This is a genomic window from Pannonibacter sp. Q-1 (genome assembly GCF_054073275.1).
On the sequence record NZ_JBSXNB010000001.1, the window covers coordinates 411972 to 426309 of the forward strand.

The 14338-nt window shown below is 52.7% G+C and carries 9 protein-coding genes and 3 pseudogenes; 8 read left to right on the top strand and 4 right to left on the bottom strand.

From position 1 onward, the window contains the following. The first annotated feature begins 323 nt into the window (after positions 1 to 323). From ACVNHC_RS01870 to ACVNHC_RS01900, 7 genes and pseudogenes are all read left to right on the top strand, one after another. Positions 324 to 2270, top strand: coding sequence for a tetratricopeptide repeat protein (locus tag ACVNHC_RS01870; RefSeq protein WP_457166287.1), 1947 nt, complete (start codon positions 324 to 326; stop codon positions 2268 to 2270). Positions 2271 to 2793: 523 nt separating this feature from the next. Next, positions 2794 to 4137 carry a phage major capsid protein gene (locus tag ACVNHC_RS01875; protein WP_457166288.1) on the top strand — a complete coding sequence of 448 codons (1344 nt, stop codon included), beginning with the start codon at positions 2794 to 2796 and terminating at the stop codon, positions 4135 to 4137. Between the two features lie 319 nt (positions 4138 to 4456). Next, positions 4457 to 4807 (top strand): hypothetical protein, encoded by a 351-nt coding sequence (locus ACVNHC_RS01880; RefSeq protein ID WP_457166289.1) that lies wholly within the window; start codon positions 4457 to 4459, stop codon positions 4805 to 4807. 1 nt (position 4808) lies between these two features. After that, a complete protein-coding gene (locus tag ACVNHC_RS01885) occupies positions 4809 to 5627 on the top strand; it encodes a WecB/TagA/CpsF family glycosyltransferase (RefSeq protein WP_457166290.1) in 819 nt (272 codons plus the stop codon). A 41-nt stretch (positions 5628 to 5668) separates the two neighbouring features. Then, complete coding sequence (locus ACVNHC_RS01890; RefSeq protein WP_457166291.1) at positions 5669 to 6682, top strand: hypothetical protein; 1014 nt, start codon at positions 5669 to 5671, stop codon at positions 6680 to 6682. Positions 6683 to 6752: 70 nt separating this feature from the next. Next, positions 6753 to 7655, top strand: a complete 903-nt coding sequence (locus ACVNHC_RS01895; protein WP_457166292.1) for a glycosyltransferase family 2 protein — start codon at positions 6753 to 6755, stop codon at positions 7653 to 7655. Between the two features lie 127 nt (positions 7656 to 7782). Then, positions 7783 to 8625 (top strand): annotated as a pseudogene (locus ACVNHC_RS01900) (IS3 family transposase); the annotation flags it as partial. 239 nt (positions 8626 to 8864) lie between these two features. Here the strand turns inward: ACVNHC_RS01900 and ACVNHC_RS01905 are convergent. Then, positions 8865 to 10119 (bottom strand): annotated as a pseudogene (locus ACVNHC_RS01905) (IS110 family RNA-guided transposase). Positions 10120 to 10255: 136 nt separating this feature from the next. On the opposite strand from ACVNHC_RS01905, the pseudogene ACVNHC_RS01910 reads away from it, so the two are divergent. Next, positions 10256 to 10654: pseudogene (locus ACVNHC_RS01910) on the top strand (integrase core domain-containing protein); the annotation flags it as partial. 74 nt (positions 10655 to 10728) lie between these two features. On the opposite strand, the gene ACVNHC_RS01915 reads toward ACVNHC_RS01910, so the two are convergent. Genes ACVNHC_RS01915 through ACVNHC_RS01925 form a run of 3 tightly spaced genes read right to left on the bottom strand, consistent with a single transcriptional unit; the run spans position 10729 to position 14103 of the window. Further along, on the bottom strand, positions 10729 to 11970 hold the full coding sequence (locus tag ACVNHC_RS01915) for a hypothetical protein (RefSeq protein ID WP_457166293.1): 1242 nt from the start codon (positions 11968 to 11970) through the stop codon (positions 10729 to 10731). Then, positions 11970 to 13430 carry a lipopolysaccharide biosynthesis protein gene (locus ACVNHC_RS01920; RefSeq protein ID WP_457166294.1) on the bottom strand — a complete coding sequence of 487 codons (1461 nt, stop codon included), beginning with the start codon at positions 13428 to 13430 and terminating at the stop codon, positions 11970 to 11972. The genes ACVNHC_RS01915 and ACVNHC_RS01920 overlap by 1 nt, the downstream gene beginning before the upstream one ends. Further along, positions 13420 to 14103 carry a hypothetical protein gene (locus tag ACVNHC_RS01925; RefSeq protein ID WP_457166295.1) on the bottom strand — a complete coding sequence of 228 codons (684 nt, stop codon included), beginning with the start codon at positions 14101 to 14103 and terminating at the stop codon, positions 13420 to 13422. Before ACVNHC_RS01925 ends, ACVNHC_RS01920 begins: the two co-directional genes overlap by 11 nt. Between the last annotated feature and the right edge of the window lie 235 nt (positions 14104 to 14338).

Below are 14338 nucleotides of genomic sequence, written 5' to 3' on the forward strand. Positions count from 1 at the left end.
TACATAAACAGCCATCAAATCAAATGACAAAGGTTGACATGTCTGTTTAAAATTTTAATGATTACGATCATTCTCATACTTGATTTTCACCTGCATTCCGGAGGCAATTTGCCATGCCAATACCATACCTGAACCTTGATCTAAATCTTGACCTAAATAGTGGAAAGACCAGTTCTTTTTGGCGCCGTGCCGCTCTGCCCCGTTTCGGCAGGACGGCCGCCGCATGTCTTTTGCTCTCGTCAGCAATAGTCCTGCCGGGAGCCTCTGACAGTTACGCACAGACCGCGCCGGAGACACCAAGCATACAGGACCTGCGCGAGATCGTGCGGCAGGGCACGGACGAAGCCGCGTCGCAGACCGCAGTGCAGCACCTGGAAGACGCGGCCTCCGCGGGCAACAGGGATGCCCTCCACATCCTTGGTGATCTCTATTCGCGTGGCGGACCGGTGCCGGTGGATGGCGCCAGGGCCGTTGACTACCTGACCCGCGCCGCCGAAGCCGGGAACGACTGGAGTAACGTGCGCCTGGGGGAAATCTACCGGGACGGCATTGACGTTGACAAGGATCAGGCCAGGGCAGCCGCCTTCTTCAAATCGGCCGCAGACAATGGCAATGCTGCCGGCAAGCGCGCCTATGCCCGTGCCCTCATCAGTGGCGAGGGCGTTGCAGCCAATCCGGAAGAGGGCCTTGCCCTGCTCACCGAAGTGGCGGAGACCGGCGACCGCGGGGCGCTTCACAATCTGGGTGACCTTTATTCGCGCGGCGGCCCCATTCCGGTGGATGGGGCGAAGGCCGTTGACTATCTGACCCGCGCTGCAGAAGCCGGAAATGCCTACAGCTATGTCCGCCTGGGCGAAATTTACCGGGACGGCATTGGCGTGGACAAGGATCAGGCCAGGGCAGCCGCCTTCTTCAAATCCGCCGCAGACAACGGCAATGCCAGCGGCAAGCGGGCCTATGCCCGCACCCTCATCAACGGCGAGGGCGTTGAAGCCAATCCGGAAGAGGGCCTTGCCCTGCTCACCGAAGTGGCAGAGACCGGCGACCGCGGGGCGCTTCACAATCTGGGCGATCTTTATTCGCGCGGCGGCCCCATTCCGGTGGATGGCGCCAGGGCCGTTGACTACCTGACCCAGGCCGCAGAGGCCGGAAACGCCGCCAGCTCTCTCCGCCTTGGGGAAATCTACCGCGATGGCATCGGCGTGCCGGCCGATGCGGCGAAGGCGCTGGCCGCCTTCGAGGCGGCCCAGGCGGCCGGCGCATCAAACGCAGCACTCCGGCTGGCCGAGGCCGCGCTTTGGGGCCAGGGCGAACCGCAGGACACGGAGAAGGGCCTCAGCCTGTTGCGGGAGCAGGCCGAGGCCGGAAATGCCTCCGCGATGCTGACCCTTGCGGATGTGCTGCTGCGCGGCGAACTCGTTGCGGCAGACAGAGGCGAAGGAATCCGGCTGCTTGAGGAGGCCGCAGCACAGGGCAACGCCACGGCCCTGCTGCGCCTTGGCAATGCCTACCGGACCGGCCAGTTGGCCGGGCAGAACCCGGGCAAGGCCCTCTCCCACCTGGAGCGCGCAGCAGCGGAAGGCAACAGCACCGCACTGCTTGATCTTGCCCGGGGGCATATGGACGGCCAGTTCGGCCGCCAGTCGAGCCAGGCAAAGGCCGCGGCCTATCTGAAGGAAGCGGAGGCGCGGAACATTCCGGCCGCCGCCGTGCTGGCCGCCGAGTGGATGCTGCGCGGCAAGGGCACCAGGGCCAATCCTGCCGGTGCGCTGGCCAGGCTGGAAAAAGCGGCAGCTGCCGGCAACGCGGATGCGGCACGGCGGCTCGTCAGCCTCCACCGCAGCGGCGCCGGCAAGCAGCTGAAGCCGAATCCGGCCAAGGCGCGGGCCGCACTGGCCGCCCATGCCGCCCTTCTGAGGCCGGACTTTGTGGCACGTGAGGAACTGATGATCCGCGGCGCTTCGGCCAGTTCCCGTGCCGATTTTGCCGCCCTGGCCGAAGCTTTCAGGCAGGCCCCGCAGCAGACGCGCCTCAACCTGCTCACCACCTTGCGCTGGTCCAATGCCAATGCCTTTGTCTATCTCGTGCAGGACGAGATGCAGGCGCGCGGGCTGTACAAGGGGCCGCTCAACGGCCTGCTCACCCGGGACACCATCCGCGCCATCAGCGCGCTGTGTGATGCAGGCCCTTCCGGCGAGCGCTGCCGCCAGGGGCCGCTGACCGGTGACGCCGCCCGGCTCATCGCCGTCCGCCTCGCCGCCGGCGCCTGAGCAAGTTCAAGGCGTCATGCTTCGGCCCCTTAGCGCCTTGGGGTCAGAGCCTTGATATGAGACAAGACCCCGGTGAGCCCGTCTCACCGGGGTCTTGTGTTCCTGCGCACAGCGCCTGAGCCTTGCGGGGCTTGATGCGCCACCGATGCAGAGCCCCGGGACGGGCGCAAATGGAGCAAGGGCACGTGAGACTGGGGCAAGTGACCTTCAACAAAAAGGCGCATGCCAGCACTTATCAACGGCCTTTCCAGTTGAGCCCACCGTAACCCGCTGAATTCAGGAACAAAAAAAATAATCCTTGAAAACTTATCCTCACTCCCCGGACCTGTAGGAATATCTTCCTGTTGTTGCTGGGTGGTTGCAAGCAGCGGCGCCCCGCCAGGCAATGACGGGACGCCAGCGGCCAAGACCTCGACCCGATGAGTTTCGACCATCGGCAGCAAGGCAACCGGATGCGGCGCGGGGCTTCTTCAGGGCGGGCGGCGCCTCCATCACGAGGAACACAGAACAGGAAGGCGCAGACATGGAAGACCGGATCGAAAGCAGCATGGACAGCATGCAATCGGCAGATCTTTACGGTGCAAACTTCAAGGAGGGCAGCTTTCTGGCGCCCCGTGCCGGGCTTGAATACAAGGCCTATGGCATCGAGCCGCGGCAGCACCAGGAAACGGCTGTAACTGCTGCGCTGGAGCAGCAGTTCGAGGAACACCTGCGCGTGTTTGAGGATTTCAAGGCGGTGAATGACGAGCGCCTGCGCGAGATCACCACGCAGAAGGGGGCGGACCCGCTGACCGAGCAAAAGCTCATGCGGATCGAGAACCGCCTTGACGAGATGACCCGCAACCTGTTGCGGGCACAACGGCCCCATCTGGGGCAGGATCTGCCTCAGGGGCCGAACGAGCAGAAGTCAGCCTTTGACACCTATATCCGCAAGGGCAAGACGGACGGCTTCGACAGCCTGGAAATCAAGGGGCTTTCGGTGGGGTCGGAAGCCGATGGCGGCTTCATCGTGCATCCGGAAATGGACGAACAGTTGCACACGTCGCTGAAGGCCGAGTCCCCCATCCGGTCGATTGCCTCAGTGATGACCATTTCCACGGCGGTTTATAAGCGTCCCTTTTCCATCTCCGGGCCGGGCACCGGCTGGGTGGCGGAAACGGCGGAGCGCCCGGCCACCAGCACGCCGCAGATCGCTGAACTTTCCTTCCCGGCTATGGAGCTTTATGCCATGCCGGTGACGACCAAGCAGTTGCTGGATGATGCCATCATCGATGTGGAAAGCTGGCTGGTGCAGGAACTGGCCGATGCCTTCAGCGCACAGGAGACGGAGGCCTTTATCTCCGGCAGCGGCAGCGCCAGCCCGCGCGGCATCCTCTCCTATCCGCAGCAGGTGAGCAGCACCCCTGCCTTCGGCAGCGTCGGCACCAGCCTGACCGGGACCGCCGGAGGCTTCGATGCGAAGAACGGGGCCGATAGTCTGATCGAGCTGGTCCACGCCCTGCCCGCCCGCTACCGCAAGAACGGCGGCTTCCTGATGAACCGCATGACCCTGAGCGCCGTGCGGCGGCTGAAGACCGGGGATGGCAGCTACCTGTTCCAGACCAGCATTGCGGACGGGTTCCGCATGTCGCTGATGGGCTTTCCCATCAGCGAGTGCGACGAGATGCCCGTGATCAGCGCCGGCAGCAGCTCCATTGCCTTCGGCGATTTCCGCCGGGCCTATCTGATCGTGGACCGCCAGGGCGTGCAGATCCTGCGTGATCCCTATTCCGCCAAGCCATACATCCTGTTCTACGCCACCAAGCGCGTTGGCGGCGGCATCTCCGACTTCAATGCCCTTCGCCTGCTGAAATTTGCGGCAAGCTGACGAAGCGGATCACTCCAAACGCCGGTCCGGCCCGCAGACATGCGGGCCGGACCGGTCTATGCTGCGTTAATCTTAATCAAACGTTAAACGACCAATGCCCGTCTCCACCGCTGCTCCGAATTGAAACCGACATTAAACTCAGGTAGCAATATGCTAAGTGATCTGCTGCTCTGCAGACCAGTTCGCGGAACACTTGGGATATTTGCAAGGACGCCGTCGGCTATTCACAGCCCATTTTTCTGGCTGCACGGAGCTGATACAGGGTCTTGGCACGATGATTGCTTGAATTCAGTTCTATTCGTTTGTTCAGGGTTTTGATATGAAGATTGCAAAGATCAGCCCCGGCTATAGCGGCTCGCGTTTGTCGGGGAACACGCCACAGTTGCTGCAAACCGTACAGCACCATGACTGCCCGCCACGCCTGCGTCACCCCTTCGAGGCAATCGAAGAAGCACCAAGAATAAAGATACCGCAAACCCTGCTGCCCTTGCAGCAGGACAAAGTGCAACAGACTTACGCAAGCCCGGACGTCTTTGCCGCACTCACCAGCTTCAGGCCGAAGATCGCCGCGCAAACAGGCGTTGCAAGTCTTGTTGACTGGCACTCTGAATACTCCGGAGCCACCGAAGCCTTCAAACGCGGCATTTCAGCGAATGGAGCAGCGAACTGAAATGAGCGCAATGCTTCAACATGACGGTGATCCCTCATCGAGAACGGTTCTGCCGGGGCTGGAGACAGTTCGTGTCGGCGGGTTTCAGACCGTGCTGGCGGATCGCTGCGAACTGTCCGAATGGATCGCTCAGCGGTGCCGCGCAATCCGGTCCGGCGAAATGATCCTTCCGCCAGCTCTGGTTTTCTCGTCGAACGGCCAGGGCATCGCCCTGCAAGGCACGGATCCCGCCTATGACGCTGCAATGGCGGAAGCAGACATCATACACGCCGACGGAATGTCCGTGGTGTTCGCGTCGAAGCTGCTGACACGCACCCCGATCCGCGGCCGCAGTGCTACGACCGATCTGTTCCATGATGTGGCAAAGCTGGCAGAGCGGGAAGGCCTGCGGTTTTTCGTGCTCGGCTCGACAGAGGCACAGAATACAGCTGCCGTCGAAGCGATGAAACGGCTCTATCCGAAGCTTGCAATCGTTGGGCGTCGGCATGGATATTTCTCCCATGAGGATGAGGAAGCAATCTGTGCCGAAGTCGTCGCAGCGGGTACTGACGTTCTCTGGGTCGGACTGGGCAAACCGAAACAGGAGATCTGGTGCGCCAGAAACCGTCACCGGTTAACAGGCGTCGGCTGCATCAAGACCTGCGGTGGCCTCTACGCATTCCTGACGGGCGAGGCTCCAAGAGCGCCAGACTGGATGCAACGACTGGGACTGGAGTGGATGTTCCGCCTCTGGCAGGAGCCACAGCGGCTATTCACTCGTTATTTGATAACTAATTTGATTGCAAGCTATCGTATATTTATATCCGCAAGAATCCGCTGAAATAAATTCTGAAAAATCTTGTCAAACAGGACTGGCACCAAATGAAATTCAATGAAAACATGATCGTTTATCTTAAAAATCATTTCACTAAAGAATTCAAGTTCTGGACGGAAGGAAAATACTCACCCGACTCCTCGATAGAGTCCCTGTGCGATATGGCGTACTGCCTATATCTACTGGATCATGAAAAAATCATTGACCATTCGGCAAGCAAAAAATTCTCCGAAATTCTTCGCGAGCAGAATTTTCCAGGTTGGGAATTCGATAAATCCAATACACTATCAATCCACAATCTTGCATATGCGTTTGGTACTCTTAATCTTTTACCTAACAAAGAGCTCCTTTACGACAGAGCCCTATTTAACCGCGTGCCAGATTTCGGTTCAATAATCGATCAGAATACGAAGCGACCTGTATTCCCAAGAAAATGGGCTCATCACAGTTGGCGGGTCAGTCACTGGCTTGGTGGAGTACCCTCCATTTTGCTATCCGTTTCAAATAGCGGACACCCTGTAGCAGAAGACTATATCAATTTGTCGCGCACAGTCAGAGAGGCGACAGACTCTCTCATAAATCCAGAAACTGGCCTGATTAAAGCTTACAACAGTGATTTAATTCAATTGATGTTTAGATTTTTCTATTCTGCACGTCATGATCCAGACCTCGGCGACCTCGGCGGCATCGCACATATTCTTTGGATCGACCATGCCCTAGACCGCCGTTATGTCGCACTTGAGAAGCTCTACGAATCCTCACGAAGAAAATTTCTAGAAAGAACTCCCTTCATGGAAAAGGTTCCTTATTGTCTTGATTTCGATATTGTCCAGATCGTACGCACTTCCGGAGCACAACTCAGCGTTACAGATACCCAAAGCATCGATCGCGCCTTCAGTATGATGAAAGACATCGAGAGCTTCTTTGCAGGGCGCATTCCCGACACCTTCACATTGCACAAGGCGCCAGGTGCGCTGGCTACTTGGCATGAATGCGGAATTATAATCAACGGTCCATCGTCCAATCATAAGGATATCATACGTCAGTGCTATTGGCTTTGACTAAGCCATGACAGGAGTTGATTGCCATTGCGGCGATCGACATGCCCACCCATTTGTCTGAGCGATTGTCATGAAAACTGTTTCCGTAGTAATTCCCGCCTACAACAGAGAGAAAACGATCAAAAGGTGCGTCTTATCCGCGCTCTCGCAGGACGTTGATGATTTAGAAGTAATAGTGGTTGACGACGGCTCAACCGACGGCACATCTGAAATCGTTATGTCTATAAACGACAATAGGGTTCGACTTCTTAAGCAAATCAACAAGGGAGCTAACGCAGCCCGAAACGCTGGCATAGACATAGCGGAAGGACGCTACATCGCACTACTTGATTCAGATGATGTTTTTTGTACTGGACACCTTAATCGCTCTATTACCGCTCTTGAAGGCAACCCTAAGAGTGTTGCATTTTCAAAAATAATTGTTGATCGCGGGAATGGTATATCCTTTGAAAAGCCTCCACGCGGCCCTAAGATTGGAGAACCCATTTCCGAATACTTGAGCTGCGATCGTGGCTTCATTCAGACAAGCACCCTTGTTTTTCCGACTTATGTTTCTAAAGAGGTGCGTTATTTAGAATGGCTGCCCTATGGCCAAGATGTAGATTTCGCCTGTAGAATTTCTCATGCTGGCTATGACTTTGTATTTATCGATACAGCAGGGGCGATCTGGTCGGATGTGAGTGACGCCAAGCGCATCTCAGCAAAATCCGACCCCTTAGTCAGAATGAGATGGGCATCCGAGAACAGAGAACTATTAACAGATAAAGCCTTCAATGGCTTCGTGGGCTGGCGTGTTGCTAAGGCGCACGCTGAAAATGGTGCTCTCGTTGAAGCATTGAAGCTTTACTGCAAAGCAGTTTTCAAGGGTACGTTTTATCCGAAACACGCAGCAATCATCTTCCTTCAGATTATGCTTGCTGGTGGACGCTACCGAAATCTGACCGACGCGATAAAGCGAATTCTAAAAAGATGAAGTTATTTAGACTTGTTCAACCACGCGTATGCAGCTTTGTTTGCCGCCTGCCTGGCCTCTGCAAGCGATGACGTGACCCCAATAAGTTGAGCCATTCGGCACTGGAATTTTCCACTTGTGATCCCTGTTGGGAAGAAGAGGAGACTTCGATGAAGGCCTCGAAGTTTTCGCTGCGCGGTCCTTCGGTTCGGAAGCACAGATCGCATTCGTGTTGAAGCAGGCAGAGGATGGTACTCCGATCGGCGAGGTGTGCCGCAAGGCCGGGATTTCCGACGCGACCTTCTATAACTGGCGCAAAAGGTATGCAGGGCTGATGCCCTCGGAGATGAAGCGTTTGCGGCAGCTCGAGGAGGAGAACGCCAAGCTGAAGCGGATTGTTGCCGACCTGTCGCTGGACAAGGCCATGCTGCAGGATGTGCTGTCAAAAAAGCTTTGAGGCCTGCCCGCAAGCTTGTCGACACGATCAAGGCAGACTGGAAGGTTTCGATACGCCGCGCTTGCGCCGCGCTGAAGATCGATCGGTCACTTTATGTCTACAAGTCCAGGCGCGGCGAGCAGGCCGAACTGAAGCTGAAGATCAAAGATATATGCCAGACACGGGTGCGGTATGGCTACCGTCGTGTTCACGTCCTGCTGAAGCGTGACGGCTGGCCCATCAATGCGAAGCGAATCTATCGCCTTTACAAGGAGATGGACCCTCAACTGCGCAACAAGGTTCCCAAGCGCCGGGTCAAGCAAAGCTGCGCGCTGACCGCACCGAGCCGGCACATTCGAACCATGTCTGGCTATGGATTTCGTCCATGACCAACTGGCAACGGGCCGTAAGACCAGGGTTCTGACGGTCGTCGACACCTTCTCCCGCTTCTCACCGAAGGTCGATGCGTGCTTCAATTACAGGGGCGAGGATGTGGTTCAGACACTGGAACGCGTGTGCAGGCAGGTTGGCTATCCGGCCACCATCCGGGTCGACAACGTCCTATGTCGGGAAATTCTGGCTGCTTAGGTCAGCAGGTCGTGTGGCACCCGGCTAGCCGGGTACCCTTAAAAGGTTGCCCAGACGGGCTCTGCCGTCAAGAAATGATCTCATCCATAGCAAACACAGGGTACGCGTGATGGCGGCCCTCACCGTCCTTAATACGAGATCCCAAATCCCAAGCAGAAGGCCCGAACATTATCTACGAGGTCAGATGTCTGCCTCCACGGCTCATGTCAGAGAGAGGTCCTTCCGCCTGGGCTCACCCCTTCGAAGAAGGGGCGATAGGGTCCACCGTGATTGACCACGGCGTGTACGGTGCGCGCCATCTTGGCCGCGATTGCGGTGTAGGCCTTGCTGCGCAGATGTGCGTTGTGTCGATCCTTCGAGATGTAGCGCTCGAACTTGTCGCGGAAGCTGTTGGTCCGCTTGAGAACGGCCGTCTGGCCAGCCATCCAGAGCGTGCGGCGCAGCCGGGCATTGCCATACTTCGAGATCCGGCTCTGGCCGCGGAACATGCCGGACTGCACGGTGGCCAGTTCCATGCCGCAGAACTTCAGGAACTGCCGGTGATGCCGGAACCGCCGCAGATCGCCGGCCTCAGCGAGGATGGTCATCGCATTGATCGGGCCAATGCCGGGGATGGTTGTCAGCAACTGATAGTCCGGCAGATCGGAGAGCAGCTCGACCGCCCGGGCCTCAATCTCGTTGCGTTGGCTGACAAGGCTTCTGCCTTCGGCAAGGACGAGGCGGAACATGCGAACCGCGTCGGAATCCAGTCCGACGGGCAAACCAACAGAGTCTATGGCCGTGGCGTGAATATCTGAAAGCAGGCGTTCTTTGGAAACCTTCCTGCCCAACACCTGCCGGCATCTGCGATGAAAGCTTCCTGGCTCATGGCCGTGATCATCGCCGGTGTTGGATACTTCTCAAGGAACGCCAGGAACCAGTCGGTCCGGGAGCTTCGGTGAAACCGCTCGGCCTTGGGGAAGTAGAGCGGCAGGTAATGCGTCAGGATACGGTGCCATAGCTTGGTCTTCGAACGCGAGACGATCTCGTGGGTCTTTGAGAGCTCCTGGATGTCGGCGGTCCCAACGACCAGCGGATCATGGAAGAACTGCACGGCACCGATCTCCAGCATGTGCTGGATGACCTGAGCGTCTTTCGGGTCGTTCTTGTCCCAACTGTTGTGCAAGGCCTCGCGTGTCCGGGCCAGGCCGGCCGAGGAAACGAGCTTCAGTTCGAACCCGGCCTGTCCGAGATGATGCGCCAGGGGGCTGTGATCGTTGCCGGTCGCCTCGAACCCGATCCGAACAGGCAGGTCGTAACCGACCAGCGCCGCGGATAAACGATGGAAGTCTTCCAGCGTGTTCATATCGTCATACGGCGACGACGCTTCTTCCCCGGGACTCCGATCAGGACCTCATGGCGGTACTTGGAAATGTCGATGGCGACCAGGACGGTCGAAGGAATAGAATGGGTGGCGGTCATAGCCGGTCTCCTCAGCGGTGTGGTTCAGCAAAACCACTTTTGAGACCTGGGACCCGGTTATGGCCACCCGCTGCGCGATATGGAAGCTGCGCGTGCGGCCATAACCTGTCGGCAGAACATGTTCCCGACGTGCTACGGCCGCGAGTTCTGCGGCCGGCCCGACCAGCATCCTTATGAACTCTTCCTGCAACTGGAGGAGATTGAGCACCGGACGACCAAGGTCAGGCGGCCGCAGTCGAACGGCATCGTCGAGCGCTTCCACCGCACCGTACTCGACGAACACTTCCGCGTCGAAGGCCGCAGAACCTGGTTCGAGACCATCGAGGAGATGCAGGCGGTGCTCGACGACTGGCTCGCCCTCTACAACACCAGGCGACCTCATCAGGGCCGAAACATGGGGGGACGGACACCCCTCAAGGCCTTCGTCGAAGGCCTGAAAAAAGCCCCCGAAACGCCTCCGGAAAAAACGAAGGGAGAGACGCTGACAACCAGACCCAAACAGGCTTCAATGCAACCAGAAACCCGAGCCGCCTGAACCAGCTTCAAAACGCGGCACTGTCAGGGGAATGCCGTCTCTGTACAAGCTGACGAGTAAATTAGGTTATGAGCTCAGCCCTTTAATGGGCTGAGCTGCCCAGAAGTCCCAAAGGAGGAGACCTTATCGCCCTCCTTCATTCTGTTCATAATAATGAAGAAAAAGAACAAGAACATCGTCACACTAAAATTAAGGCCTCCAAATACCTCCACAAAACTCATAATCAATAAAATCAGAGAAATTGAAGAAAGAGCACGCCCCTCACAAGAATATGAATTATATATTAATCTAATCGATACTAAAAATATCCATATATATATACTAAATCCGAAGAAAAAACCAAGATTTATCATGCTCGAAATAATCGAACTATGAACTGAATTTGCCCCACTCCAACCCGAATAAGCACGAAGTGATGTTAAAAGGTCTGCATTAAAGGATGCGCCGATACCCTTTCCAAAGGGATCCAATCCCGTAACAAACACAGACGACCAAAGAGTGGTTCGGTCACTTAATGTAAAATCGAAATCGGATGCTAGACTAGAAATAAAAAAGTGGAGAGAAAAATATATAAGTGCTGGAAATAAAAGTGCGATTGTAGTCAAGTAAACAGATTTTCTCACACCACTCCTCTCTCCAACTCTAAGAAAAATCTCCATAAAAATTAGTATAAAAATGCTGAATATAGCAGTTTTAGCTCCAGTCATCATCAGAATTAGAACTAAAATCGAAATAATGAAAGAATTAAACACTCCCCTCCTCCCAACTGGGAAATAATAATAAATAACAATTAAAGTCAAAATAAGGGGTCCAAAGTAGTTCTTATGGTTGAAGAAACCACGCCATAAACCATCATGACTCCCTTTCATGACGGCATAGTCACTCCCTAAAATGGCAAATAAAGCAGAAGTCAACACAGCTACACTAACTAAGAATTGGACTAAACGCACTGAACTCCTTATTCCATTATACTTTATAAGAGCATATGAATAAAATATTGATAAAAATATTGCAATATTGAAAGAAATTCCCTTAATTAGCGCCCCATTTAAGGCAGAAATGATAAATGCCCAAAGCCCAACAGTCAGAACAAAAGGTGGTGCAATTTTAACAGCGGCGAAGGCATCCCGGAATAGAACCAATGGCAAAAGCATTAGAAAGCTAAATATTAAGTCGCTACGAAACAACGATGCAGGATAACGCGCACTTGGGTTAACCAATACGAAATATTGATTGTCGACCGTCTCAAATCGCAACTCCATAGCGGATAAAAGAAAAATCACCGCAAAGAATGTGATGGCATATTTGACCTTCATTACCGCCTCCCCCCCGACAGCCCCTCAAGGAAGACCCGCTTTCCAAAATTTACAAATTCTTTATTGAATATGTAGCTTGCACCTACATAAGCGATAACAAAAATGACAAATGAGGCAATAATATATAAAATATCGCTCATATCAGAGAGCTTTAAAGCATACAAAGGCCCGCAACTCAAAATAGATATTAACATTGGTCTCAATATTGTTAACAAGTAGTCCCTGAAGGGGAACTCGCAGACACTGTGAATGCAAAATCTATAAAAGAAGATTATCAGCATAAAATACAGAACTGCCAATGCGTATGGAATTGAAATTAAACCATACAGACGCCCACTAACGTAGGAGAATAACAATACAAGTGTAGTTACTATAAATGACGAAAATAGATACCTGTTCACACGCCCAGTACCGGTTAACAGGCTACCAATCGGGTTTCCGATACATCTAAATAAGCTCCAAACTGCAACAGCCTCCATAAATGGAACAGCAACTTCCCAATTAGGACCTAGCGCGAGACGTACGACAGGCCCGGCGGAAAAAAATAAATAGAGATATATAGGAAAATTAACGGATAATATTACAAGCAAAGCCTCCTTATACAGCACTCCTACTTGCTTTCTATCCTCTCTAAAAGAAGCCACCATAGGCAAGGTAACCCGATTTATAATTGGATTTAAGGCCATCATAATTTTGAATGATAGATCCCGAGGCTGAGAATAAAGCCCCACCATTCCAGCAGAGAATAATCTGCCGGAGACGATGATATCAGCCTGTGCCCCAAAGGCATTAAGAAGACCTGTGAATAAAATTCTCACGCCAAAGCTAAGATGAGTAGATGCTTTTATTATATCAAAAGCAAAAATTGGATGCCACATAGGCTTAACTACAGAAATAGCCAAAAATGAACTGGCTACCGATAATGAAATAACGCCAAAAACAAGCGAATATACACCATAGTCAAATAACAACGCCGATATAATGGCAACCAATACAGAGATAAACATCGAAAAAATCTCAGCGATCGCGAGACGTCGAAACTGTAAATCCATCTCAGCCAGAGCTTTTACAATCTGAGACACAGATGTGATAGGAAACGATATAGAAAGTAATAACAAAACGTTGGCGAGTTCCGGCTCATTATAAAACTCTGCAATCACGCCAGAAAGAGATATTATAAAAAAAGTTAGAATAATTGAGAACAAAAAATTAACCCAAAATAGAGTCGAGATAATCCTCTCATCCCTAACCTGGAATCTAATCAAAGCCTGAGATATACCTATATCAGACGCAATATTTATAATATTCACTACAGTAACTGCCAGCGCCATTATTCCAAATTCTGATGGCGGGATATATCTTGCAAGAACAAATATCTGCAAGAAACTTAGAAAAACACGAGTAAAAGTTGAGATACCCGACCATCTGACTGACGAGAACTTCTTCTTATCAATACTCATTTATCATTCCGCTCTTGCCTAGAAATTTAATAACATTATTTAACTGCTCGTTATTATATCCACCCGAGAAGTTTTTCCTTGCCAACGCTACTCCCTGTGTTCCTCTCCAATTTCGTAGATTATTTACCGTGCCGGTGAAACGCCACACTGCATTGTTCTCGAGCGCCATAAAATAAAGCCATATATCATCAGCGTTAGGACATAGAGACATATATATATTTTGATCGGTTACTCGTTGATCAAAAATATTCGGAGGGTACAATACCCCGCCCATTCCCGTTGGAAAAACCCTAATTGATGTAACCGGACCATTTTTCAATAATGGCCACTGTTCGTATACAGGAAGGTTTTCCCATACCCCACTCGGTATCAGACGAGCACGATGACAAACCACCATCTTGGTTCCAGGTTCATAGGCGTCAATTAACCTCTCCAGCCAATAAATTGGGTAATAAACATCGTCGTCAGCTATGACTATATATTTCTCCTTAGAATCCTCTATAGAGGGTATTATCTTCTTGAATGACTTTATATCCTCACACTCCCTAATAAAAAGACCCCTCTTCTTTAGTCCAACTACACCTTTAGGCAAAAAAGAAATGTCATTCTTTGATATCCATAGCTCTATTTTATCAAATTTTACAGTCTGATCAAGTAATGATCTAATAGTCATCTCTAAACGCCCAAAACGAGGCGGATACGATGTTAGAGATATACATAAGGGAGCGTCAAGTTTGTGATCTTTTTTTCTCCTCACTTCAGAATTTAGCTTTCGATAAAAAAACACAGAATGCAGATAAATATCTATTAAAAAATGCTTTAAAGCGGAAGCATAAGATCTAAACATAGACATGATAAAAATCCTCAAATTACTTTTAAGCCCCAAACTTACTAAACACGAAATCTAC

Coding starts and splice junctions, on each gene's coding strand:
- ACVNHC_RS01875 (WP_457166288.1), top strand. CDS start 2,794: ATGGAAGACCGGATCGAAAGCAGCATGGACAGCATGCAATCGGCAGAT.
- ACVNHC_RS01880 (WP_457166289.1), top strand. CDS start 4,457: ATGAAGATTGCAAAGATCAGCCCCGGCTATAGCGGCTCGCGTTTGTCG.
- ACVNHC_RS01885 (WP_457166290.1), top strand. CDS start 4,809: ATGAGCGCAATGCTTCAACATGACGGTGATCCCTCATCGAGAACGGTT.
- ACVNHC_RS01890 (WP_457166291.1), top strand. CDS start 5,669: ATGAAATTCAATGAAAACATGATCGTTTATCTTAAAAATCATTTCACT.
- ACVNHC_RS01895 (WP_457166292.1), top strand. CDS start 6,753: ATGAAAACTGTTTCCGTAGTAATTCCCGCCTACAACAGAGAGAAAACG.
- ACVNHC_RS01915 (WP_457166293.1), bottom strand. CDS start 11,970: ATGAAGGTCAAATATGCCATCACATTCTTTGCGGTGATTTTTCTTTTA.
- ACVNHC_RS01920 (WP_457166294.1), bottom strand. CDS start 13,430: ATGAGTATTGATAAGAAGAAGTTCTCGTCAGTCAGATGGTCGGGTATC.
- ACVNHC_RS01925 (WP_457166295.1), bottom strand. CDS start 14,103: ATGACTATTAGATCATTACTTGATCAGACTGTAAAATTTGATAAAATA.